This window comes from Chelatococcus sp. CO-6 (genome assembly GCF_001271345.1).
Classification (GTDB): domain Bacteria; phylum Pseudomonadota; class Alphaproteobacteria; order Rhizobiales; family Beijerinckiaceae; genus Chelatococcus_A; species Chelatococcus_A caeni.
This window is the reverse complement of record NZ_CP012399.1, coordinates 670,036-693,811: the sequence shown is the minus strand read 5'-3', so window position 1 is coordinate 693,811 and position 23,776 is coordinate 670,036. Positions and strand designations below refer to the sequence as shown.

General features: G+C 68.9%; 24 protein-coding genes. 9 read left to right on the top strand and 15 right to left on the bottom strand.

Annotated elements, in window-relative coordinates:
- Positions 1-237: 237 nt before the first annotated feature.
- The gene (locus AL346_RS23670; RefSeq protein WP_019400885.1) at positions 238-966 is read left to right on the top strand and encodes a thioredoxin family protein; all 729 of its coding nucleotides are present in this window, start codon (positions 238-240) and stop codon (positions 964-966) included.
- A 36-nt stretch (positions 967-1,002) separates the two neighbouring features.
- Positions 1,003-1,488: a DUF1579 domain-containing protein gene (locus AL346_RS23665; RefSeq protein ID WP_019400886.1), complete on the top strand. Its 486-nt coding sequence runs from the start codon at positions 1,003-1,005 to the stop codon at positions 1,486-1,488.
- On the opposite strand, the gene AL346_RS25260 is transcribed toward AL346_RS23665, so the two are convergent.
- Entirely contained in the window at positions 1,470-1,748 is a 279-nt protein-coding gene (locus AL346_RS25260) for a hypothetical protein (protein WP_156332932.1), read from the bottom strand. The two genes, AL346_RS23665 and AL346_RS25260, sit on opposite strands and share 19 nt — an antisense overlap.
- A gap of 98 nt (positions 1,749-1,846) precedes the next feature.
- Between AL346_RS25260 and AL346_RS23660 the strand changes: the two genes are divergently transcribed.
- Positions 1,847-2,446, top strand: coding sequence for a biliverdin-producing heme oxygenase (locus AL346_RS23660; RefSeq protein ID WP_040403633.1), 600 nt, complete (start codon positions 1,847-1,849; stop codon positions 2,444-2,446).
- 21 nt (positions 2,447-2,467) lie between these two features.
- On the opposite strand, the gene AL346_RS23655 is transcribed toward AL346_RS23660, so the two are convergent.
- Entirely contained in the window at positions 2,468-3,610 is a 1,143-nt protein-coding gene (locus AL346_RS23655; RefSeq protein WP_019400888.1) for a hypothetical protein, read from the bottom strand.
- A 136-nt stretch (positions 3,611-3,746) separates the two neighbouring features.
- On the opposite strand from AL346_RS23655, the gene AL346_RS23650 reads away from it, so the two are divergent.
- Positions 3,747-3,971, top strand: a complete 225-nt coding sequence (locus tag AL346_RS23650) for a WGR domain-containing protein (RefSeq protein WP_019400889.1) — start codon at positions 3,747-3,749, stop codon at positions 3,969-3,971.
- A gap of 136 nt (positions 3,972-4,107) precedes the next feature.
- Positions 4,108-4,875, top strand: a complete 768-nt coding sequence (gene fhuF / locus AL346_RS23645; RefSeq protein WP_019400890.1) for a siderophore-iron reductase FhuF — start codon at positions 4,108-4,110, stop codon at positions 4,873-4,875.
- A 9-nt stretch (positions 4,876-4,884) separates the two neighbouring features.
- Here the strand turns inward: fhuF and AL346_RS23640 are convergent, their stop codons facing one another.
- The 13 genes from AL346_RS23640 to AL346_RS23580 form a co-directional block, all read right to left on the bottom strand.
- Positions 4,885-7,374 carry a cation:proton antiporter gene (locus AL346_RS23640; protein WP_053194211.1) on the bottom strand — a complete coding sequence of 830 codons (2,490 nt, stop codon included), beginning with the start codon at positions 7,372-7,374 and terminating at the stop codon, positions 4,885-4,887.
- 123 nt (positions 7,375-7,497) lie between these two features.
- Positions 7,498-8,175 (bottom strand): GntR family transcriptional regulator, encoded by a 678-nt coding sequence (locus AL346_RS23635; protein ID WP_019402649.1) that lies wholly within the window; start codon positions 8,173-8,175, stop codon positions 7,498-7,500.
- Positions 8,176-8,282: 107 nt separating this feature from the next.
- Positions 8,283-9,302, bottom strand: coding sequence for a TRAP transporter substrate-binding protein (locus AL346_RS23630; protein ID WP_019402650.1), 1,020 nt, complete (start codon positions 9,300-9,302; stop codon positions 8,283-8,285).
- A 21-nt stretch (positions 9,303-9,323) separates the two neighbouring features.
- Complete coding sequence (locus tag AL346_RS23625) at positions 9,324-10,601, bottom strand: TRAP transporter large permease (protein ID WP_019402651.1); 1,278 nt, start codon at positions 10,599-10,601, stop codon at positions 9,324-9,326.
- Positions 10,598-11,119, bottom strand: a complete 522-nt coding sequence (locus AL346_RS23620; RefSeq protein ID WP_019402652.1) for a TRAP transporter small permease — start codon at positions 11,117-11,119, stop codon at positions 10,598-10,600. The genes AL346_RS23625 and AL346_RS23620 overlap by 4 nt, the downstream gene beginning before the upstream one ends.
- Positions 11,119-12,531, bottom strand: a complete 1,413-nt coding sequence (locus AL346_RS23615; RefSeq protein WP_019402653.1) for an FAD-binding oxidoreductase — start codon at positions 12,529-12,531, stop codon at positions 11,119-11,121. Before AL346_RS23615 ends, AL346_RS23620 begins: the two co-directional genes overlap by 1 nt.
- Positions 12,532-12,871: 340 nt before the next feature.
- Positions 12,872-14,590, bottom strand: a complete 1,719-nt coding sequence (locus tag AL346_RS23610) for an FAD-dependent oxidoreductase (RefSeq protein WP_019402654.1) — start codon at positions 14,588-14,590, stop codon at positions 12,872-12,874.
- On the bottom strand, positions 14,587-15,366 hold the full coding sequence (locus AL346_RS23605; protein WP_019402655.1) for an SDR family NAD(P)-dependent oxidoreductase: 780 nt from the start codon (positions 15,364-15,366) through the stop codon (positions 14,587-14,589). Before AL346_RS23605 ends, AL346_RS23610 begins: the two co-directional genes overlap by 4 nt.
- 15 nt (positions 15,367-15,381) lie before the next feature.
- Positions 15,382-16,125: an SDR family NAD(P)-dependent oxidoreductase gene (locus AL346_RS23600; protein ID WP_019402656.1), complete on the bottom strand. Its 744-nt coding sequence runs from the start codon at positions 16,123-16,125 to the stop codon at positions 15,382-15,384.
- 60 nt (positions 16,126-16,185) lie between these two features.
- On the bottom strand, positions 16,186-17,313 hold the full coding sequence (locus AL346_RS23595; RefSeq protein ID WP_019402657.1) for a C4-dicarboxylate TRAP transporter substrate-binding protein: 1,128 nt from the start codon (positions 17,311-17,313) through the stop codon (positions 16,186-16,188).
- A 68-nt stretch (positions 17,314-17,381) separates the two neighbouring features.
- The gene (locus AL346_RS23590; protein WP_019402658.1) at positions 17,382-18,686 is read right to left on the bottom strand and encodes a TRAP transporter large permease; all 1,305 of its coding nucleotides are present in this window, start codon (positions 18,684-18,686) and stop codon (positions 17,382-17,384) included.
- A 9-nt stretch (positions 18,687-18,695) separates the two neighbouring features.
- The gene (locus tag AL346_RS23585; RefSeq protein WP_019402659.1) at positions 18,696-19,199 is read right to left on the bottom strand and encodes a TRAP transporter small permease subunit; all 504 of its coding nucleotides are present in this window, start codon (positions 19,197-19,199) and stop codon (positions 18,696-18,698) included.
- A 1-nt stretch (position 19,200) separates the two neighbouring features.
- Positions 19,201-19,959, bottom strand: a complete 759-nt coding sequence (locus tag AL346_RS23580; RefSeq protein ID WP_019402660.1) for an SDR family NAD(P)-dependent oxidoreductase — start codon at positions 19,957-19,959, stop codon at positions 19,201-19,203.
- A 160-nt stretch (positions 19,960-20,119) separates the two neighbouring features.
- On the opposite strand from AL346_RS23580, the gene AL346_RS23575 reads away from it, so the two are divergent.
- From AL346_RS23575 to maiA, 4 genes are all read left to right on the top strand, one after another.
- Complete coding sequence (locus tag AL346_RS23575) at positions 20,120-20,881, top strand: GntR family transcriptional regulator (protein WP_019402661.1); 762 nt, start codon at positions 20,120-20,122, stop codon at positions 20,879-20,881.
- Entirely contained in the window at positions 20,878-21,498 is a 621-nt protein-coding gene (locus AL346_RS23570; protein WP_019402662.1) for a glutathione S-transferase, read from the top strand. The genes AL346_RS23575 and AL346_RS23570 overlap by 4 nt, the downstream gene beginning before the upstream one ends.
- A gap of 175 nt (positions 21,499-21,673) precedes the next feature.
- A complete protein-coding gene (hmgA, locus tag AL346_RS23565; protein ID WP_019402663.1) occupies positions 21,674-23,032 on the top strand; it encodes a homogentisate 1,2-dioxygenase in 1,359 nt (452 codons plus the stop codon).
- A 105-nt stretch (positions 23,033-23,137) separates the two neighbouring features.
- On the top strand, positions 23,138-23,773 hold the full coding sequence (gene maiA / locus AL346_RS23560) for a maleylacetoacetate isomerase (RefSeq protein ID WP_019402665.1): 636 nt from the start codon (positions 23,138-23,140) through the stop codon (positions 23,771-23,773).
- Positions 23,774-23,776 lie beyond the last annotated feature (3 nt).

Here is a 23,776-nt window from a genome sequence, read left to right as displayed (position 1 = left end):
TTGAGGCGCATGAAATCGGCCTTCTGTGGCGTGTTCAGTGGCTTACCGTTCGCTAGCGTGCCCCGTCGCGCAATTCGGATAGGCAATGAACCAGCTCCGAAGGGGCAGAACCGTGAATTGCGCGAGGCGCAAGGGCGCGCGCTTTGACTTCGACCAGTAATGTTGATATCAACCTAATTGAGCGGAGGCGGGGGGCCCAGGCGGTGATCGGTTCGCCGCACACCAGCGGAGGATATCATGCAGCACCCGGTTGTCTCGCGGGAGGAGTGGCTCGAGGCACGCCGCGCGCTCCTCGCCAAGGAGAAGGAATTCACGCATCTGCGCGACAAGGTGAACGCCGCCCGTCTCGCGCTGCCGTGGGTGCGGGTCGACAAGCCCTATGCCTTCGACACGCCTCAGGGACGCAAGACGCTGGCGGAGCTGTTCGCCGGCCGCAGTCAACTCGTCGTCTATCATTTCATGCTCGGGCCGGACTGGGAGGCGGGCTGCACCGGCTGCTCCTTCCTCGCCGACCATCTCGACGGCGCGCTGCCGCATCTCGAGAACCATGACGTGACCATGCTTGCCGTCTCGCGCGCGCCGCTCGACAGGATCGAGGCCTACAAGCGCAGGATGGGCTGGCGCTTTCCGTGGGTGTCGTCGCACGGCAGCGACTTCAACTATGATTTCCACGTCTCCTTCACGCCCGAGGCCCTGGGCAAGGGCAGCGTCTACTACAATTACGAGATGATCCCGCGCGAGCAGGCCCATGATGAACTGCCGGGGCTCAGCGCCTTCTACAGGGATGACAACGGGGAGGTGTTCCACACCTATTCCAGCTATGCTCGCGGCGGCGAGGAACTCATCGGCACCCTCATGATCCTCGACCGGGCGCCGCTCGGCCGCAACGAGCACACGATCATGGACTGGGTGCGCCGTCACGACGAATACGAGGCGGCGCCGGCCGGGCGCGCCTGCTGCGCCTGAAGCCCCGTTGCCCCAACCACCACGAAAAGCCTGGAGATGACGATGCAGAAAGCAGAACCGACGCAGGAGCACCGCTGGCTCGAACAGCTCGTCGGCGAGTGGGCCGTGCGGAACGACGCCCCCGCGCCCGGCCAGGAGGAGACCGCGGAATGGTCGGAGACCGTGCGCTCGCTCGACGGCATCTGGTTCGTCAGCGAAGGCAGCGGCGACATGCCCGGCTGCGGTCCCATCCAGACCCTGCTGACGCTCGGCTACGATCCGCAGAAGAAGCGCTATGTCGGCACCTGGATCGGCTCGATGATGACCTACCTGTGGGTCTATGAGGGCACGCTCGACGAGACCGGCAAGGTGTTGACCCTCGACTGCATCGGCCCTGACTTCGAGCGGCCGGGCGAAACGGCGCGCTATCAGGACATCGTGACGATCATCGACAGGGACAATCGCAAGTTCACGGCCCGTCTGCAGAAACCGGACGGATCGTGGAGCGAAATGATGAGCGCCCATTATCGCCGCAAGGCCTGAGCCTGCACGTCCGGCCGACCGTGTCCTTCGAGGCGCCCCGCCATGCGGGGCGCCTTTTCGTTATGGTACGGGGCGGCCGCCAATATGCTCTTTGCGGTATTGTTTATTTCCAGCAATTGCTGCAATAAAAAAGAGCGTTGGCAGCCGAAAATCGCCTCCCATCCACAGTTTAAAAACATTATAAACTGAAGCCGCCGGCTGTTTTCCGATCTGTCGGGATCATCAATATTGAGATATTGCGGTAAAAAATGCGCGGACATGATGCGCGGTGGAGCTCGCCGACCACATGACCGCCATCGTTAGCAAGGCGGACAACATGACGGAACCGGACAGCAACGGGGATTTGACCTTGAACATGATGGAACGGCCGGCCGCAGAGGCCGTGGCTATGAGCGGACGGGCCAGGCAGCTCAAGGCCCAAACGCATGAGACGCACGAGGCGCTGGACAAGCGCATCATGGCCGGTGCGCCCTTCGCCGATCGCGGCAATTACGGCCGCTTCCTCGCGGTGCAACATGCCTTCCACCGCGACATCGACGCGCTCTATTCGAACCCGGCGCTCGATGCCCTCCTGCCCGATCTCGCCGGCCGGCGACGCCTGGCACAGATCGAGCAGGACATCATCGATCTCGGCGGGACGGTGCCGGAGATCGCGGCGGCGCCGGCTTTCGGGGCGAGCGCCGACCTGCCGACGGCGCTCGGCTGGCTCTATGTCGCCGAAGGCTCCAACCTCGGTGCCGCCTTCCTCCTCAAGGCGGCGGCGGTGCTCGGCCTGTCGGAGACGTTCGGCGCGCGCCATCTCGCCGGCCATCCCGACGGCCGCGGCCTGCACTGGCGCACCTTCACCGCCGCCCTCGACGGCATCGCGCTGACGGAAGACGAGGAAGGCCGCGTGATCGCAGGGGCGGAAGCCGCCTTCAAGCGCGTGCATGGCCTCGTCGAGGTGCATTTCGGCTGAACGGGCCTCGCGCCGGACGGCTCAGCAGCCGCCCGTAACTCCAAGACGCTCGACGAGGCCGTCCCTCTCGCGCCAGGCACCGGCGAGCATCGCGCCGAGAAGGTCGGCATAGGTCCAGCCGGCCGCCTGCGCCGCGATGGTGCACAGGCTGTCCTGGTCCTCGCGCCCGGGCCTGCCGGCGCCGGTGAGGTTCGGCTTCATGTTGAGGTCGAAGAGCCGGTAGCGTCCGTCGGCTCCCGCCCGGCAGTCGATGCGGATGATGGTGCGCGCCTCGACCACCGCGGCCGCGGCCGCGCAGGCGGCCATGACGGCCGCAACGGCGGGTTCTGCGGCCTCGTGCGCCGTCAGCGCGACGCTGTTGCGCGTGACGGCGACGAGGCCGTTGTAGGGCGCCACGTCGTCGTGGTGGTCGAACCGGCGCACCGGCGGCAGGCACCAGGCCTCCTGCGCATGGCGGCCGTCAGGGCCGGGCAGGCCGGCGGGAAGGACGGCGACGGTCAGTTCCTCGCCCGGCAGGAAATCCTCGATCATGACGATGTCGCCGAAGGTCGCCGCGGCGAGGAGGTCGCGGGCGGCGGCCTGCAGGGCGGCAATGCTGCGGACCACCGTCACGCCCTGGCTGCCACGCCCGCGCACCGGCTTGACGACGAGCGGCAGGGCGAGCCCTGCTTTTTTGAGAAGGGCCGCGTCGATCTCCGCGATCGCCCCAACGCCATGACGGGCCTCGCGCGCCGCCAAGATCGACCCGGCGACCGGCAGGCCGGCCTCGCGCAGCCGCAGGTTGGTGAGGAACTTGTCGTCGGCGCGCTGCACGGCGTCGGGCCGGTGGCCGACGATGAAGCGCTCGCCCATCACCTGCGCCAGCGGATGGCCCTCGAACAGCACGGTATTAGCCCACAGCACCGTTGCCCCGCGGTCGATCGCCTCGGCGATGCCCTGCGGCGTGTCGGGAAAGACCCAGTCGAGGTTTCGCGACGGATCGGGATCGCGGACCGGCGTCAGGACCGGCACCCCGGCCCCTGCGAGGGCGAAGCCGATGTCGGCGCCGCTGTCGGAATAGCCGCCGGGCTTGGCGTCCTTGCGCAGGCCGCCGATGACCGGTGGCGGCAGGGCCTGGTAGAGGAGGGCGACCTGCGCTCCGGCGCGGGCGGCTTGATCGATCATCGGGCAGGAACCTCCGGCTGGGGCCTCATCAGCGGCGTGAATCGTTCGCGCCGGATCGATTCATAACTCTCGTTGGACGCCGGATTCCACGCGTGTTTCCTCGGAAAGGGTCGCAAAAACCGGTCCGGGAGCCGTGATGATCGTTCTCCACCGCATCGATCCCCGCCGCAACATGGCGCGTTTCTATGCCTTGTCCATCGAGCGAAACCTGCTCGGCGAATGGTCGCTCGTCCGCAACTACGGGCGTATCGGTCGCCGTGGGGTCTTCCGGCTCGACATCTGCGGCAGCCGTGCCGATGCCTGCGCCGCCGCCCGGCGTCTTGCGCAGCGCAAGGCGCTGAAGGGCTATGTGCCGGCCTGATGCGCCTGAAGACCCGCCGGATGTCCCCTTGCGACGGGATCACAAAACCGGTGATTGTCCTCGCCGGCTTGATCCTGCGCCTTCGGGACGCTATCCGGGCGGCTCCTCGGTCTTCCTGCCGCTGAAAGGGTGAAGGATGAGCACAGCGCAGGCCGTCCTCGCGCATCCCGCCCCGCACGACTGGCATGGCGCCCTCGACGGCGACCTTGCCGCCCTGCGCGAGCGCGTCGCGAGGCCGGACGACGAACGGGACTTCCTGCCGGCGGCCGAGCTTGTCGTGCCGGACCGCCTCGGACCGCTGCTCGACCGCTATGCCGCCCGCTTCGACCCGGGGCTCCGCGCCTCCGCCGTCTCCTTCTGGAGCCTCTACCATCTCTCCGGCGCTATCCTGCCAATCGCCGCCTTGGCGATGCTCTCGGACCGGATGCCCGCGGCGGCCTTGTCGCAGGTCTCCTTCACCTTTTCGGCGGAGGGGGAAAGCCGGGCCGCGCGCATCGTGCCGGACGAGACCCTCGGACCTTGCGACGCGATCGCCGTGCTGGAGGCGCTGATCACGGACCACCTGGAGCCGACAGTCGCGGCGCTGGTCGCGGTCAGCGGGCTCGCGCCGCGGCTCTTCTGGAACAATGCGGCGAGCTATTTCGATTGGGTGGTGCGCGCCGCCGCCATCCATCCGCGCGTGCCGGGCGAGCGCGCCGCGGCGGCACTCCGGCTTGCCGAGGCGGCAGTGCTGCCGTGCGGGGCGCCCAATCCCATGCACGGGGCGATCAGGCCGGTCATCGAGGACGGCGTCGAGACGCGCCGGCGTAAGGTCTGCTGCCTGCGCTACAAGCTGCCCGGCGTTCCCGGCTGCGGCGGCCTGTGCCCGCTGCCGGCCGTGCGGCAGGCCGGGCGGGACCAGTAGGTTCCGAACCTACGCCACCGCTTCGGCATTCGCGGCCGCGCGTTCGGCCGCCACCTGCTCGATGTTCTGCCGGATGCCGGGGTGCTTGGCGAGGAACCCTTGGAAGGCCCGCACGTCGAGGCGCAGGAGGAAGCAATAGCTGATGGCATGCACGTCCGACTGGCGCGGCCGGCCGTGGAGCAGGGCCATCTCGCCCACGACGTCGCCGCGCCCGAGGCGGACCTTGCGGCCCGGCAGGCTCACCTCGAGGGCGCCCGAGGCGACGAAATAGACGGCATCGCCCGGCGCGCCGCGGCGGATGACCTGTTCTCCCGGGATGACGAACAGGGGCTGCAGCAGCTTCGTCACTTCCGTGAGCTGCTCGCCCGTGAGATCCGCGAACAGCGGCAGCTCGCCGACGAGCTCGCGCGCGTTGAGGGCAAGATCGAGCCGGCGCTGGCGGTCCGCCTCCTTGCGGTCGGCATCGACGGAGCGGCGCAGGTTGTCGTAGAGCTCCGGGCCGATGAGGCCGTCCTCGAAGAGGACGATGTACTCGAGCTCCTCCTGCCTCAGCGCGATCTTGCGCAGCAGCCGGCGCTCCAGCGATTCCGCATAGAGCGGGTATTGCAGCCTCAGAGCGTCGAGGCCGGCGGCGACGGCCTCCTGCCGCCGGTCGACGATCTCGTGCAGCACCTCGCCGACGCGCAGCCCGAGGATGGGCACGATCTTGCTGTCGATGAAGGGGCTCAGTTCCTCCAGCACCGTGCGTGCGACGAAGAGCATTTCGAAGCGCCGCGCAAGCAGGCGCTCCAGCGGCCCGCTCGCATGGAGGCGGCGATGGAGGAACTGGGCGAAGCCGAACTTCCAGTCGAAGGCGAGCGTCTGTTTGGCGGCGCGCTGATATTCCGACCAGCCGCCCGTGCGGGCGCGGTCGAGCAGCGTCTCCGCCTGGGCGAGCAGCGAGGGCAGGAGCGCGGCCGAGACGGTGCGCGCCCGCATGCGTTCGATGACGATGTCGCGTTCGCGTCCGGCGAGCGTCAGAAGCCCGAGCGACAGGCGCTCCTTGTCCGTCAGCTCCCGGCCCTGCCCGGCGCTCGCCGCCTCGTCGATCCGCTCGGCATAGCGGCGGGCCTCGGCGAGGGCTGTCGCGGAGGCGACCCGGTAGGCCTCGGCCGCGCGGGCGACCGCCTCGCGCACGTTCTCGAGCGCGACGGCGAGCACTTGGCCGCGCATGGCGGCGTCGCGGGGCGACAGGAGATTGAGGCCGAGCGAGGAGATGACCCAGCGCATCGTGGTGCCCTGGATGAGCAGCGTGAAGAGGACGAAGCCGGTGGCGAGGATGGCGACGAAGCGCTGGACGTCGTCGGGGACGATGTCGTTCTCCGTCACGGCGAGCGCCAGCGCCAGCGTGACGGCGCCGCGCAGCCCGCCCCACAGGATGACGACGCGGTAGGGGATGCTGACCGGCGGCGAGAGCTTGAGCAGGCTCAAGAGCGGCAGGAGGGCGAAGAGGATGACGGCGCGCGCGGCGAGCGCCGCGGCCGCGACGACGAGGATCAGGAAGAGATCGAACAGCGACAGGCTGGCGAGCAGGCGCGGCACCAGAATGGCGGCGAGCACGAAGACGAGCGAGCTCGCCCAGAAGGCGATCTGGTCCCAGATGCCGGTCAGATAGCTCCATCCGTCCGGCGAGGCGCGCGACGGGCCGATCAGGCTCAGCGTCATGCCCGCGACGACGACGGCGATGACGCCCGAGACGCCGAGCAACTGCTCGCAGGCGATGAAGACGAGATAGGCGAGGGCGAAGCTGATCGAGACGGCGGCCGAGCGCTGCTCGGGCATCTTGCCGATAAGCCAGGCCGCCGCGCGCGCGGCGAGATGGCCGACGAGCGCGCCGCCGCACAGCGTCCAGAGGAAGGAGAGGGCCGCATCCCCGAACCCCGGCGTCTCGCCCGCGACGAGGATGGCGAGGAACACCGAGAACAGCGTGATCGCTGCGGCGTCGTTGAGCAGGCTCTCGCCCTCCACGAGCCGCCCGAGGCGCGCCGGCGCGCCGATGTCGCGGAAGATGCCGACGACGGCGACGGGGTCCGTCGTCGCCACGATGGCGCCGAGGAGGAGGCAGACGAGCAGCGGCTGGCCGGCGAGCGGCAACAGCGCCAAACCGATGACGGCGGTGGCCACGACGACGGCGAGGACGGCGAGGACGAAGATCGGCACCCAGTCGGGCATCATCTGGCGCACGTCGAGCGTCAGGGCCGTCTGGAAGATGAGGGTCGGCAGGAAGACGTAGAGGAAGACCGTCGAGCCGATGGGAAAATCGAGGATGGCCCGGGCCGGCTCGTTGAAGGCGTCGGTCAGCTCCGTATGCAGCAGGAAGGAGGCCGCGGCTCCGATGAGCATGCCGATGGCCGCCAGCACGACGCTGAACGGCATCCTGAGCGCCCCCGCCAGGGGTTGGGCAAGGCTGATGACGAGGAGCAGGACGCCGATGACCGCCAGGATGACCGGTAATGCCAAGATCGCTCCAGCCCCCATGCTGCTTGCTGCGCCAGGTCTTTCTTAAGCAGACGCAACGATGCGGTCGAGGCCCGGCGCAGCGGAAATTGCATTTCGCGAAGAAGACCGGCATCGCGCGCCGCGTCAGGGCCGCCCGGCGCGCTCCTCGAGCACCTTGACATAGGTGCGGCCGGAGGCGGTGACATGCGCCACCATCAGGCGCTCGAAGGCCGCGAAGTCCCCCGCCTCGAAGAAGCGCAGCAAGCTGCGGTGCTCCTCGTAGGAGGTCGGGTTCTGGACGTCGATGGGCGAGCTGAGGTTGGTGCGCAGCGCCGCGATCTTGCCTGCCGCGAGGCGGTAGGATTCCTCGATGTAGGAATTGCCGCAATGGGCGAACAGCGCCTCGTGCAGGGCGGTGTCGGCGCGGCCATAGGCGACGTTGTCCCGTTTCCCGAGGGCCTTTTCCATGTCGGCGATGGCGGCGGCCATGGCCGCGATCGTGCCGTCCCTGTCATGGCGGAAGGCGAGTTCGGCGGCGCGCGGCTCGATGACGGAGCGGAACTCGCACAACTCCGCGATGTCCTCCGGGCTCGGCCTGAAGACGAAGCTGCCGACCTGGGGCCGGATGGTGACGAGGCCCTGCAACTGAAGCTGGTTCAGCGCCTCGCGCACCGGCGTGCGGCTGACGCCGAAGGATTGCGCCAGCGTCTCCTCGGCGATGATGGCGCCGAGCGCCAGCTCCCCCTCGATGATGGCCTGGCGCAGGCGCAGCATGACCTTGGCGGAGAGCGACTTGGGAGGATCGAGCCTGAACGATTTCATCAGGGGGATGTCTGATTCCGGAGACGGACATTCATTCCGGAAAGGCTCCGGCCGTCAATGACGCCGGCCGGCACGGGCCGCCTGGGCCCGCGCCGGCCGACCGCCGCTCAGTTGCCGCGGACGCGCTTCAACTCGTCGAAGACGAGGGTCAGCGCCTCGTCGCCGATGGCCTTGCCGTGGCGCTCGTAGATGACCTGCGCCTTCTCGCGGATGCGCGCCATTTCCTCCGGCGTGATCTCGTTCACCTCCATGCCCTGGGCCTTGAGGTTGGCGAGGCTGACCTCGGACTTCTCGCGATTGACCTTGCGCTGCTCCTTCTGGCCCACGGCCGCGCAGTTCTTCAGCACCGCCTGCTCCTCGGGCGACAGCGTGTCCCAGGTCTTCTTCGAGAAAAGCACGAGCGTCGGGCTGTAGGCGTGCTTGGTCAGGGTGAGGTACTTCTGCACCTCGTAGAACTTCATGTTCTCGATGTTGTTGAAGGGGTTCTCCTGCCCGTCGACGGTCTTCGTCTCCAGCGCCGAATAGACTTCGGAGAAGGCGAGCGGCACGGCATTGCTGCCGAGCTCCTTGAAGGTGTCGATGAAGATGTTGTTCTGCATCACGCGCATCTTCACGCCCTCGAAATCCTCGGCCTTGGTGATCGGGCGGCGCGAATTGGTGGTGTGGCGGAAGCCGTTCTCCCACCAGGCGAGGTTGATGACGCCGGCAGCGGGCAGCTTGGCGGCGAACCACTCGCCGGCCTTGCCATCGAGCACCTGGTCGGCCTCCTGCTCGTTATTGAACAGGAACGGCAGGTCGAAGACGCCGAGCTCGGGGACGATGGAGGTGAGCGGCGCGGTCGAGGTCAGCACCATCTCGAGCGAGCCGGTGCGCACGCTCTGGGTGGCGGTGAGGTCGTTGCCGAGCGCGCCGTCCCAATAGGCCTGGATCTTCATCTTGCCGCCGGTCTTCTCCAGCGTGCAGGCGCCCATGGCGGCAAGGCCGTTGCCCATGGGATGCTCCTTGCTGACGCCGTTGGAGACGCGGAAGGTGCGCTCCTTGAACTCGGCCTGCGCCGATGCCCCGGTGAACAGCACGGCGGCGGCGAGGCCGGCGCCGGCGAGCTTGTAGCAGAACCTGGTCTTCATCTTCGTTTCCTCCTCCGGTTGTTATGAGAGCCATTTCAGCGGGATGAGCACGAGGTCCGGGAACAGGACGAGCAGGAACAGGACGGCGATCTCCGCCCACAAGAAGGGCCACAGGCCCTTCATCAGGTCGCTCATGGGGATCTTGGCGACGCCGCAGATGACGTTGAGCACGATGCCGACCGGCGGCGTGATGAGGCCGATGGCGTTGTTCATGATGAACAGCACGCCGAAATAGACCGGATCGATGCCGGCCTGCTTGATCACCGGCATCAGCACCGGCGTCAGGATCATCAGCGTCGGCGCGAAATCGAGCGCGGTGCCGACGATGACGACGATCGCCATGATGACGAACATCAGGAGGATCTTGTTGCCCATGAAGGGCTCGAGCATCGCCGAGACCTGGCCCGGCACGTCGGAGAGCGTGATCAGCCAGGCGGAGACGAGCGCCGCCGCAATCAGGAAGACGACCACCGCCGTGCTGCGCGCTGCGGCTACGAGCAGCGGATAGAGCTGTCTGAGCGGCAGTTCGCGATAGACGAAGGCGCCGACGACGAAGGCATAGACGCAGGCGGCGACGCCGGCCTCGGTCGGGGTGAAGATGCCGAACTTGAGCCCGCCGATGATGCCGAGCGGCATGACGAGCGCCCAGATGCCGTCGACGCCCGCCTTGAGGCGCAGGCCCCAGCCCTGCTTCGGCAGGATCGCGACCTTGTCCTTGCGCGCCACCCACAGCCAGGTGAGCACAAGCGCGGTGCCCATCATCAGGCCGGGGAAGATGCCGGCGAGGAAGAGCTTGCCGATGGAGACATTGGCGATGACGCCGAAGACGATGAGGCCGATCGACGGCGGGATGACCGGGGCGATGACGCCGCCGGCGGCAATGAGCCCGGCCGAGCGCGGCACGTTGTAGCCGGCCTGGCGCATCATGGGGATGAGCAATGTGCCGATGGCCGCGGCATCGGCCGCGGCGCTGCCCGAGATCGCCGCCATGACCACCGCGGCGAAGATCGCGACGAGCCCGAGCCCGCCGCGGACATGGCCGACCCAGGTGAGGGCGAAGGCGACGATGCGCTTGGAGATGCCGCCGGCGTTCATCAGTTCGCCGGCCAGCATGAAGAAGGGGATGGCGAGCAGGGGAAAGCTGTCGGCGCCCTCGATGAGCTTCTGCGACAGGATGGTGGCGTCGATCTGGCCCTGCATCACCATCAGCGCGACGGCGCAGCCGAGGAGTGCGAAGGCGATCGGCATGCCGAGCGCCATGGCGCCGAGGAGCGAGATGGTGAAGACGGCGACGGTCATGGCCGCACCTCGCGGGGCACGGTCTCTTCGCTCTCGTGCACCTCGATCAGTTCGTCGTCGCGGATGCGGCCGGTGGCGATGCGCCAGAGCTTGTGCACCGCATGGGCGCCGATGCCGACCGCCGTGACATAGGCGATGCCGAAGATCCAGATCATGGAGAGCCCCGTGACCGGCGCGCCCGTCGTCGCGTTGACCTCGTGCTGCTGCCATGCGCCCCAGAACAGCATGACGCAGCAGGCGAGGATGAGGGCCTGGCTGAGCGCGAGGCAGACGATGCGGCCGCGGCGCGGCAGCATCAGGAGGACCGTCTCCATGCCGAGGTGCGAGCCGTCGCGCATGGCGACGACGGCGCCGATGAAGGTCAGCCAGACGAAGAAGAAGCGGGAGAGCTCCTCGGAGACGACGATGCCGGAGTTGAAGACGTAGCGCAGCACGACATTGCCGAAGACCATCACCACCATGCCGAGCAGCAGCACCGCGAGCAGGGCGTCGACCAGCTTGAAGGCGCGCTCGATCATCACACCACCTTGCCGGGATTGAGCAGGCCGGAGGGGTCGAGCGCCGCCTTCAGCGTGCGCATCAGCGCGATCTCTGCCTCGCTGCGGGCATGGCCGAGCCACTGCTTCTTCAGGGTGCCGATGCCGTGCTCGGCCGAGATGCTGCCGCCGAGCTCCTTCACGAGCCCGTAGATGATCGCGTCCATGGCCGGCTTCGGCTGGGCGGCGGCGGCAAGGCCCGGCACCCAGGTGACGAGATGCAGGTTGCCGTCGCCGATATGGCCGTAATAGACGCTGTCGCAGCCGGGGATCGCCGCCTCGAGCGCGGCTTTGCAGCGGCGCGCGAAGTCGTCCATCCGCCCGACGGCGAGGCCGATGTCGTAGGACACGTGCGGCCCGAGCACGGCCGGGAATTCGGCGCAGGCATCACGCAGGGCCCAGAACGCATCGATGTCGGCCAGCGATTGCGCCACGGCCGCGTCGACGAGCAATTCCTGCTCCATGAGGCCCTCGAGCCAGCTCTCGAAGCGGGGCCGGTCGATGGTCTCGTCGGTGCCCTGTGCCTCGACGAGAACGTAGAGGCCGTCTCCCGGCGCAACCGGGCTGCGCACGCCGGCGCGCTCCGTCACCACCTGCCAGTAGTCCGGCCACATCACCTCGAAAGCCGACAGCAGCGGCCCGAGGCCGCGGCGGGCGGCAGCGAGCAGGGCAACCACCCGGTCGTAGTCGGCGAGCTTGCACAGGGCCGCCATCGTGCACTGCGGCTTCGGAAACAGGCGCAGCACGACGCGGGTGACGATGCCGAGCGTGCCTTCCGAGCCGATGAAGAGGTGCTTCAGGTCGTAGCCGGCGTTGTTCTTCAGGAGCTTGTTGAGATTGGTGATGATGGTGCCGTCGGGCAGCACCACCTCGAGGCCGAGCACCAGCTCGCGCATCATGCCGTAGCGAATGACGCGATTGCCGCCGGCATTGGTGGAGAGATTGCCGCCAATGGCGCAGGAGCCGCGCGAGCCGAGGTCGAGCGGGAAGAGGAAACCTGCCTCGTCGGCCGCATCCTGCACACGCTCCAGCGGCGTGCCGGCCTTCACCGTCATGGTGGCGCTCGCGGCGTCGACCTCCTCGATGCCGCTCATCCGCTCCAGCGACAAGGCAACCCAGCCCTCCTCCGGCGTGGCGCCGCCGCACAGGCCGGTAAGGCCACCTTGCGGAACCACGGGGAAGCCCACCGAGCGGCAGACCTTCAAGGTCAGGGCGACGCCGGCGGCGTCGAGCGGCCGCACCACCGCGACCGGCCGGCGCGGCGCCTGCGGGCTCCAGTCGTTGCAATTGCGCGCGGGGACGTCGTCGCCGACGAGAACGGCGCCGGGGCCGAGCTGCCGGCGCAAATCATCGAGAACCTGCTGCCGCAGCGCAGGCGTGGTGATGACGTGCATGATCCTCCCCGACGACATCTTATATGTAAGGTACTAGCATATATGCTGTGACGAGGCCGTCAATGGCGGACGTGCAGAAGGGACTGCAAGGAGCTTTCGAACAGCGGAGAAGGGGAGGCGGCAGGGGCCGGCAAGTGGGCGCCATGCGCTGCTGCCGGCATCCCGCAGGTGCCGGGCGATGGGCGAGGGTGTGGAGGGCTTCGTTGGCCCGAGGCGCTGCAGCGCGTTTTGCGGGCTGCAGCGCCGGTGATGCCGGGGCGCGAGTAGGGAGGCGGCGCCGGTTCAGTGTCGGATCGGTCGGCGCGGCTTCAGCCGGCAGGCGGCAGGCGCCGTTATCGACTCAGGGGCCCCCGGCCACCCGGGCCGCGTGCCGCGCGACGATATAGCCGAAGGTGAGCGCCGGGCCGAGGGTGATACCGGCCCCCGGATAGGCGCCGCCCATGATCGAGTTCATGTCGTTGCCGCAGGCATAGAGCCCGGCGATCGGAGCGCCGTCCTCGTCGAGCACCTGCCCGTCGGCATTCGTCGCAAGGCCCGCGCTGGTGCCGATATCGCCGGGGAAGATCTCGACGGCGTAGAAGGGCGCCGCGCTGAGCGGGGCAAGGCAGGGGTTGGGCGCGACCTCGGCATCGCCGAGATAGGTCTGGTAGGCGGTGCTGCCCTTGCCGAAGGCGGTATCCTGCCCTTGGGCGGCATCGGTATTGAACTGCGCCAGCGTCGCTGCCAACCCGTCGGCATCGATGCCCGCCGCCTCGGCCAGCTCGCGGACGGTGCGCCCGCGGCGCAGATAGCCCGAGCTGAGATAGGGTCCGATGCGGCCGGGGAAGGGCGGCACGGCGCCGAGGCCGTAGCGGCGCAGCGCCCGGTGGTCGCAGACGAGCCAGGTGGATGTTCGCCCGTCCTCCGCCAGGGCCGTGAGCATCCCCTGCACGAAGTCGTGGTACGACACCGCCTCGTTGACGAAGCGCCGCCCCGCATGGGTGACGGCGATGACGCCGGGCTTCGCCCGGTCGAGGAAGAGATGCGGAAAGGGGCGTCCGCCGTCGCCGTCCGGCAGGAGCGATACCGGCGTCCAGAAGGCCGGATTGCTGTTCGAGGTGACGAAGCGGGCGCCCGCCGCCCGGCCGATGCGGATGGCATCGCCCGTGTTGCCGGCCGGGGAGAGCGAATGGAAGCGCAGGGGCGTTTCGGCCTGCGGCATCGTCTCGCCCCGCAGGTCCACCCCGTGCGGGAAGCCGCCGGTGGCGAGCACGACGCCGACGCGCGCCATGATGGTGCGGCGGCCGTGCCGGCCTTGGGTCTCGATGCCGGCGATGCGCCCGCCCTCGCGCACGAAGCCGGTGAGGCCGGTCTCGAGGAACAGCGGAATGCCCAGGCCGAACAGCGTCTCGGCGAGGCGGCCGGCCACCGCCTGGCCAAGCACCAGCCGCGTGCCGCGCGGATGGGCGAGCCGGTCGCGCAGGTGGCGCAGCACGAGCCGCCCGGCATGCAGCGCCGAAGGCAGCGAGCGGCTCATCTTCAGGAAATGGCCGATGTCGATGCGGTTGAGCATCAGGCCGCCGAGGATGGTGAAATCCTCGATCGGCGGCCGCAGGCGCGCAAAGTGACGGCCGAGGCGGCGGCCATCGTAGTCCTGGGCGTCGAGCACCCGCCCGCCGAGCGCCGCGCCCGGCACGTCCGGATGATAGTCCGGCGAATAGGTGCGGCAGTCGAACTGCAGGGCCGTGTTGGCCTCGAAGAACGCGACCATCTCCGGCCCATGGCGCAGGAAGGCCTCGACGAGCGCGCGATCGAAGCGGTTGCCGGCCTCGGCTGCGATATAGGCGAGCGCCGCCTCGGCGCTGTCGTTGATGCCGGCCGCCCGCATCTTCGGATTGTCGGGGATCCAGATGGCGCCGCCGGACACGGCCGTGGAGCCGCCGTAGGTCGCCTCCTTCTCCACCACCGCAACGTCGAGGCCGTGCAGCCTGGCCGTGATCGCCGCCGCCATGCCGGCCGCGCCCGAGCCGACGACGACGAGGTCGTAGGCCTCGGCCGGCGCCTGATCCTCAAAACTCATCGCGCCGCCTCCGGGCGCGGGTAGCGGCCCATGGCCCAGCCGCCGTCGACGCGCACCGTCTCGCCGGTCACGAAGCCGGCCGCATCGCCGAGGAGGAAGGCGATGACGCGGGCGACGTCGATCGGCTGGCCGACGCGACGCAGCGGCGCCTGCTCGATGAAGATGTGCCGGCGCCAGGTCTCGCTGGCGATGCGCTCGCGCGTCAGCGGCGTCTCGATGAGGCCCGGCGCGACGGCGTTGATGCGGATGTTCTCCGGCCCGTAGTCGGTCGCCATCTGCCGGGTGAGGCCGGCAAGCGCCGCCTTGCTGGCGCTGTAGCCCGCGCTCGCCGTGGCGCCGACGATCGAGTAGATCGACGCGACATTGACGATGGCACCGCCGCCGGCCGCACGCATCGCGCCGACGGCGAAGCGCGACAGGCGGAAGGCGCTGACGAGGTTGACGGCCAGGAACTGTTCCAGCTCGGCGTCGCCCGTCTCCTCGGCCATGCCGCCGCGGCCGATGCCGGCATTGTTCACCAGGCCATCGAGTGGACGGCCGATCGACTGGAGGGTCTGCGACAGGCGCTCGGGCAGGGCGGGGTCCGTCACGTCGGCCAAGAGCGGAACAACTCCCGCCGTGCCGGCAGCGAGGCGGGCAAGGCCGTCCTCGTTGCGGTCGACCGCAATGACGCGAGCACCATCGCCGGCGAGAAGCCCGACCGTCGCCTCGCCGATGCCGGAGGCGGCGCCGGTGACGATGATGAGCCGTCCGGCGAGCGATGGGGATGAGGTCATGTCCGGTCCTCCGAGTCAGAAGCCGAGCGAGCCGCCGAGCGAGCGGCCGCCGTCGACGATGAGCACCTGGCCGGTGATGAAGCCGGCCTTCGGCGAGGCGAGGAAGGCGACGGCGTGGGCGATGTCCTGCGACTCGCCGAGCCGGCCCGAGGGCTGCAGCGCCCTCAGGGCATCGAGATTGGTGTCCGAGCGCGCGCGCAGCATCTCGGTCTCGATGACGCCCGGCGCCACGGCATTGACGGTGATGTCCCGGTCCGCGAATTCGAGCGCCATCGCCCGCGTCAGCCCGGCGACGGCCGCCTTCGATGCGACGTAGTGGGCATAGTGGCGCGCCCCGAGCATCGCCCGCGAGGCGATGTTGACGATCCTCCCGCCCGGCTTCATGACCCGCGCCGCCGCCTGCGAGAGGCCGAAGAGGGCGACGAGGTTCACGTCGTACATGCGGCGGAAGTCCTCCGGCGTCAGTGCGAAGACATCCTTCACGTCGAAGATGCCGGCATTGTTGACGAGCACCGCGAGCTCGCCCGTGCCCGCGATCAGCTGCGCGCAGGCGGCGCTGTCGCAGATGTCGAGCACGGCCGCTTCCGCGGCGCCGCCCGCCTCGCGGATCAGCGCCGCGGTCTGCGCGGCGCGCTCGCCGTCGCGCTCGGCGACGATGACGCGGTAGCCGTCATCCGCGAGCGCCATGGCGATGGCGCGGCCGATGCCGGCGCCCGCGCCGGTGACGATGGCGGCGGGACGGGAGGATGCTGTGGTCATGGCGTCCTTGATGCTCCTGGGGCAGGCCGGCCGGAGGCGGGAGGCCCCCGGCCGGTGCCGTCACTTCAGGCCGAAGCTGTTCTCGTCGATGCCGGCGTAGAGGTTATCCTTGAGCACCTTGGCGACGGCATCGGCATCGGTGCGGTCGACGCCCTCCATCAGGCCCTTCCACTTCTTCTGCAGCTCGAGGAAGGTGGCGATGACGTCGCTCGGATCCTCGACCTTGCGCTCGGCCACGGCGGTCTGCGGCAGCTTCTCGACGAGGGCGGCCTGGAAGGCGGCGAGCTTCTCCGCAAGGTCCGCCGCCGGCTCGATGATCTTGAGGCCGCGCTGCTTGGAGCCTTCGAGCGCCGCCTGCACGCCCACGTGGTAGGCGACCTGGGCGCGCGCGACGCCGACGGCCATGCTGTCGAGCAATGCGCGGCGCTGGGCCGGTTCCAGCTCCTTCCAGAAGGTCGGGTTGTAGACGTAGTTGGCGCCGACCACGACGCCCATGGGCAGCAGGGTGACGGACTTCGCCACCTCCCAGAACTTGTTGCCCTTGTCGAGGTTGGTCGGGTCCGACATCGTGCAGTCGATCGAGCCGCGCTCGAGCCCTGAATAGACGTCGCCGATGGGCACCGAGACGGGCACGCCGCCGAGCGACTGCACCCAGGCGGTCTGGGCGCCGCCGGCGGTGCGGATCTTGAGCCCCTTGGCATCGCCGGCCGCCGTGATCGGCTTGACGCAGACGAAGTTGTAGACCGGCGTCGAATAGCCGCCGGCGAAGATGCCGCCGTTCTTCTTCCATTCCGCGATGAGCTTGGGATGGGTCAGCCCGAGCTCGGTATAGGCGAAGGCCGAGGCGAAATCGTCGTCGGAGACGAAGACGAGGTCGTTGACGACGTTGTTCAGCGGCAGTTCGGACGGCGTATAGCCGGGATAGACGACGCCGACCGCGGCCACGCCGTCACGGATGCCCTGCATCGTTGTGCGCGCCGGCACCAGCGAGCCGTTGGAATAGACCTCGAAGGTGATGCCGCCGCCGGTGGCCGCCTTCACGTCCTCGGCGAACTTCTGGTAGGTGAACTCGTTCAGGATGTGCACCGGGGCCATCCAGTTGGTGGCCTGGTAGGTCTCGGCACTGGCCGGCGGGGCGAGCCCGCCCATCAGGGCCCCGACGGCAACGGATGCAAGAAGGCGCTTCATCTGTCTACTCCCTAGAACTGGCGCTTCGTTTTTTGGCGCCTGGTTGGCGGCCGCGGCGCGGCCATCTGCTAGCGGACCATCATGCTCGGCAGCCAGAGGCTGAGCGCCGGGAAGCCGATGAGCAGCGCAAGGGTGATCACGTCGGTCAGGATGAACCATCCGGCGCCGGCGAAGATCGTCCCGAGCGGCACCGTGCCCCCGAGGCTCGAGCGGATGACATAGACGTTCATGCCGACCGGCGGCGTGATGAGGCCGATCTCGAGCAGCTTCACCGTGATGACGGCGAACCAGACGAGGTCGATGCCGAGCGCCGACAGGAGCGGCGCCAGCACCGGCAGGGTCAGCAGCATGATCGAGATGCTCTCGAGAAAGCAGCCGAGCACGAGATAGAGCGCACTGACGAAGACGATGACCGTGACGGCGCTGTAGCCGTCGAAGAAGGTCATCAGCCAGTTCGGCAGGGTCGACAGCGCCACGAAGCGGGCGAACAGCGCCGCCCCGACGACGATGATGAAGATGGTCGAGGTGCCGACCGCCGTGTCGAACAGCGCCTGGCGCATGACCTCGACCGACAGTCGCCGGCGCAGGAGCGCGATCATACAGGCGAGGAAGGCGCCGACCGCCCCCGCCTCGGTCGCCGTGAAGATGCCGGCGAAGATGCCGCCCATGACGCCGGCGATGAGCACGGGCAGGGGCCAGGTGTCGCGCAGCAGCGCCATGCGCTCGGCGCGGCTGTGGTGCTCCACGACGCGCGGCGCCAGCGCGGGATTGCGCCAGGCGCGCCAGGTGATCATGCCGACGAACATCAGCGCCGAGATGACGCCCGGCACGATGCCGGCGACGAAGAGTGTGCTGATGGACACGTCCATCATCAGGCCGAAGACGATGAAGAGGACGCTCGGCGGGATGAGCGAGCCGAGCGTACCGGCCGCCGCCACGCTGCCGGTGGCGAGGGAGGGGGAATAGCCGGCCTTCAGCATCTCCGGCACGGCGATGCGCGAGAAGGCGGCGGCGGTCGCGACGCTCGAGCCGCTCGCCGAGGCGAAGAGGGCGCTCGCCGCGACGGTCGAGGAGGCGAGCCCGCCGGGGATGGGGTTGAGGAAGATGCGCGCCGCGCCGAACAGCCCGTTCGTCAGACCGGCGCGGGAGGCGACATAGCCCATGAGCAGGAACATCGGCACGGCGGAGAGATTCCAGTCGCCGATGAGCTCGTAGGGGATCGCCTTGGCGATGCCGATGGCCGGACGCGTCCCCATCATCGCCGTGATGCCGGCGAAGGCGACGCTGCCCATGGCGACCCCGATCGGCACCCGGAGGCCGATCATGAGGAGCGTGGCGGCGATGCCGATGAAGCCGATGTCGATGCGGTCCATCGCCTTGCCTCACGCGGGCTCGGTGCGCGTGCCGGGATCCCGGCCGAGCATGAGGTCGGCGAGGCGCAGCATGAGCACGATGCACGCGATGGCGAGGCCGAGCGGCAGGAGGAACTTCGCCGGCCAGACCACCACCTTCCAGGTGCCCTCGACGATCTCGCCGATGCGCCAGGCCGCCATCGCCGAGCCCCAGGAGAGCCAGGCCAGCACGCCGTAGAAGGCGATGGTGAGAGCTGTGCCGAGCATGTCCATGGCCCGCCGCCCGGCGGCCGGTGCCATGGTGTAGAAGAGGTCGACCACGATGGGCTGGCTGCGGGCCTCGACCCACGCCAGCGGCAGGAAGACGGCGGCGATCATGTAGTAGTTCGCGACCACCTCGGCCGTGCCGGGGATCGGCGCGCGCAGGAGGTACTTGCCGGCGACGTCGGCGGTGACGTGCAGCATCATCAGCGCCATGGCGAGGGCGGAGAGGACCGCGAGCGTGGTGGTCAGGACGTCGACGAGCCGGCGCATGTCATTGCATCCTGTAGCCGCCGTTGACGTCGATGGTGGCGCCGGTGACGTAGCCGCCGTCGGGGCCGACGAGGAAGGCGACGGCCCCCGCCACGTCCTGCGGCGTGCCGATGCGCTCGAGCGGGATGTTGCGCGCCGCCGTCGCGTCATCCTCCGGCGGCAGCGACAGCCGCAGCATCGGGGCATCGATGAGGCCCGGCGCCACCGCATTGACGGTGATGCCGAGCGCCGCCGCCTCGCGCGCCGCCGCCTTGGTCAGGCCGAGGACGGCCGCCTTGCTCGCGATATAGGCCGAGCTCGAGCGATAGCCGCCGAGCTGGGCGGCGACGGAGGAGAAGGTGACGAAGCGTCCGCCGGGCGCCGGGCGGCGCGTGCGGGCGCGCAGGAAGGCGCGCAGCAGCAGGAAGGTGCCGGTGCTGTTGACGCGCTGCGTCAATTCCCATTCCTGGAGCGAGATCTCGGTGAGCGGCGGCCGCTCGCCGCCTTCGCGCAGGAGGAGGATACCGGCCGCCGCCACGACGACGGCGATCCGGTCACCCGCCGCCTCGACCGTCTCGAACAGGCCCTCGACCATCGTCTCGCTGGTGACGTCGAGCGCGAGACCGCGATGGCCCGCGCCGGGCAGTGCTCCGGCGACCGCCTCGGCGCGCTCCTTGTCCATGTCGGTCGCGATCACCGCAAAGCCGTCGGCGGCCAGCCGCTCCGCCACCGCGCGACCGATCCCGCCGGCAGCCCCCGTGACGAGGGCGAAGGTTGCCATCAGATGCCTCCCCGAGTGCGTTCTTGTCTGTGCGTTGGCCGGAAAAGTGGATCCAATATTGCGCTATGTCAATGATCAAAGTTCAAAACTGCGCGTTATTGGATCCATTTTTTGCCAAGCGGGCTTGTGCGCCGCGCCGGCCGTGCTAGGGTTGAAAGCCATGAGCGATATGTCTTCATCCGCCGACATCACCAGCGTGGACCTCGTCGTCCGCGCCATCCGCGAGAAGATCCTCGAGGGGGAACTGGAGCCGGGCAGCCGGCTGCAGCAGGACCACCTGTCGGAGATGCTCGGGGTGTCGCGCACGCCGCTGCGCACGGCTCTTGCCATGATCGCGCAGCAGGGGCTCATCGAATACGAGGCCAACCGCGGCTATCGCGTGCGCAGCTTCTCGCTGGCCGATGTGCAGGCGGCCTTTGCCGTGCGCGCCGAGCTCGAGGGGCTCGCCTGCCGCTATGCCGCCTGCCGGCGCCTGCCGGATGAGACGCTGGCGCGCTTCGGCGAGCTCGTGGCCGAGGGCGACCGCATCCTCGCCAGCGGCGTGCTCGATCCCGCGCTGCTGCCGGCCTACCGGCGCATGAACGTCGCCTTCCACGAGCTCATCATGGCGGCGGCCGGCAACCCGTGGATCCACAGTTTCGTCCACCAGACGCACAACGTGCCGCTGGCGTCCGACCGTATCTTCCTGTGGGACAATTTCGACATCATCTACCGCTCGCACGACGATCATCACCGCATCGCCGACGCCATCGCCCAAGGCGAGGCCGTGCGCGCCGAGCACCTTATGATCGAGCACGTGACCTTCGCCGGGAAGCTGCTCATGAAGCGGCTCGAGGCCGACCCGCGCGGTGTTTTCGTCTCGCAGCCGCAAAGGCGCGCCAGATCCCGCAACCGATCAGCCAGAAACGGAACAGCCGCATGACCGCCTTCCAGCTTTTCCACTCCACGGCCTCGCCCTATGTGCGCAAGGTGCTCGTCAGCGCGCACGAGAAGGGCGTCGCCGACGCGATCGCGCTGCTGCCTTCCGCGGCAGGGCCGGTGAAGCGCGACGCCACGATCGTCGCCCACAACCCCTCCGGCAAGGTGCCGACGGCCCTCCTGCCGGACGGCTCCGCGCTCTACGACAGCCGCGTCATCTGCGCCTATGTGGACAGCCTCGCCGAGGCGCCGCGCCTCCTGCCGGCCGAGGGGGCGGAGCGGTTCCGCGTTTTGACGCTGGAGGCGCTGGCCGATTCGATGCTCGATGCGGCTCTCCTCTGCCGCTACGAGACGGTGCTGCGCCCCGAAGCGTTGCGCTGGGATGCGTGGTACGCGGGCCAGATGGAGAAGATCGACAGCGGGCTCGCCGAACTGTCGCAGCACTGGCTGCCGCTGCTGGAAGGGCCGATCAATGCCGGCAGCATCGCCGCCGCCTGCGCCCTCGGCTATCTCGACTTCCGCTTCGCCGACAAGGACTGGCGCGGCCCGCATCCCGCGCTCGCCAGATGGTATGCGACCTTCGCCGAGCGCCCCTCGATGCAGGCGACCCGGCCGCACTGACGAGCCCGCGGGCACGATCTCGCGACTGGCCTTCCGGCGAAGGGCGGTCGGGCTCAGAATCGGTCGCGTCGCTCCTCCAGGACCCGCACGGCCCGGCTGACATGTCTCGTGCGGACCGGGGCGGCGGCCGCCGGAGATGAGGGCCGCGCAAGTGACCAGACAGGAGGTTCCGCTCATGAATGACCAGCATTCATCCCCTGATGCCGGCCGTGCGGAGCGGCCCGAGAGCGCCATCCAGCGCGGCTACATGTCGGGCTTCGGCAACGGCTTCGAGACCGAGGCGCTGCCCGGGGCGCTGCCGCTCGGCCGCAACTCCCCGCAGAAATGCGCCTATGGCCTCTATGCCGAGCAGCTCAGCGGCTCCCCCTTCACGGCGCCGCGCACGACGAACGAGCGCTCCTGGCTCTACCGCATCCGGCCGACGGTGGCCCATTGGGGCGAGTTCCGGCAGGTCGACATCGGGCTGTGGCGCACGGCACCGGCGGCCGAGGCGGAAGTGCCGATCGCGCCGATGCGCTGGGATCCGATACCGATCCCGGACGAAGAGATGTCCTTCCTGGAAGGGATCCGCACCATCACCACGGCGGGCGATGCCGGCGCGCAGGCCGGCATGGGCGCGCATGTCTATCTCGTCACCCGCTCGATGGCGGACGAATATTTCTACAACGCCGATGGCGAGATGCTGTTCGTGCCGCAGCAAGGCGAGCTGCGCCTGTGGACCGAGTTCGGCATCATCGACATCGAGCCGGGCGAGATCGCCGTCATCCCGCGCGGCGTGAAGATCCGCGTCGAGCTGCGGGGCGGGCCGGCGCGCGGCTATCTGTGCGAGAACTACGGCGGGGCCTTCTCCTTGCCGGAGCGGGGTCCCATCGGCGCCAACTGCCTCGCCAATCCGCGCGACTTCCTGACGCCGGTCGCCGCCTATGAGGACCGCGAGGCGGCCTCGACGATGTATGTGAAATGGGGCGGCATGCTCTGGGCCGCGGACATCGACCGCTCGCCGCTCGATGTCGTCGCCTGGCACGGCAATTACGCGCCGTACAAATATGACCTGCGCCGCTACTCGCCTGTGGGGCCGGTCCTCTACGACCATGCCGACCCGTCGATCTTCACCGTGCTGACCTCACCGTCGGAGACGCCCGGCACGGCCAATGTCGACTTCGTCATCTTCCCGGATCGCTGGCTCGTCGCCGAGAACACCTTCCGCCCGCCCTGGTACCACATGAACGTGATGAGCGAGTTCATGGGGCTCGTCTACGGCGTCTATGACGCCAAGACCGGCGGCGGCTTCGTGCCCGGCGGCATCTCGCTGCACAACACGATGCTGCCGCACGGGCCCGACGTGGACGCCTTCGAGAGGGCGAGCAACGTCGAGCTGAAGCCGCACAGGCTCGAGGGCACGCTCGCCTTCATGTTCGAGACGCGCTTCCCGCAGAAGGTGAGCGCCTTCGCCGCCGGGACCGAGGCGCTGCAGAAGGACTACCGGGCCTACGGACGCAAGCTGAAGATCCATTTCGATCCGCAGAGACCATGAGCCCCATGCTGAAAAGCCGGGAGGCCGCGGCCGGCGGCCTCCCGATCCCCAACGGCTTCGGCGCGTGCCGTGCCACGATCCTGCCCGCGCCGCCGGAGGCCTGACATGAAGCTCTACACCTATTGGCGATCGACCTCGTCCTATCGCGTCCGCATCGCCCTGGCGCTGAAGAACATTGCGGTGGAGCAGGCCTTCGTCCACCTCGTGCGCGACGGCGGCGAGCAGAACGGGCCGGCCTACAGGGCGATCAACCCGCAGGGGCGCGTGCCGGCGCTCGCGCTCGACGACGGCACGGTGCTCATCCAGTCGCCCGCGATCCTCGAATATCTGGAGGAGGTCCATCCGACGCCGGCGCTGCTGCCGGCCGATCCGGTGGCGCGCGCCAGGGTGAGGGCGGTCGCGGCGATCATCGGCTGCGACATCCATGCCCTGCACAATGTCGGGCCGCTCAACCACCTGAGGAAAGCGCTGGGCTGTTCGGATGCGCAGGTGAGCGACTGGATCGCGACCTGGATGGGCAGGGGGCTCGCGGCGGTCGAGGCTCTCATCGGCGACGAGGGCTTCTGCTTCGGGCCCGAGCCGTCGCTCGCCGACGTCTATCTCATCCCGCAGCTCTATGCCGCCCGGCGGTTCGACGTGCCGCTCGATGCCTGCCCGCGCATCCTGCGTGTCGAGGAACGCGCAGCCGGCCATGCGGCCTTCCGCAGCGCGCATCCATCGGTGCAGCCCGACGCGGAATAGCGC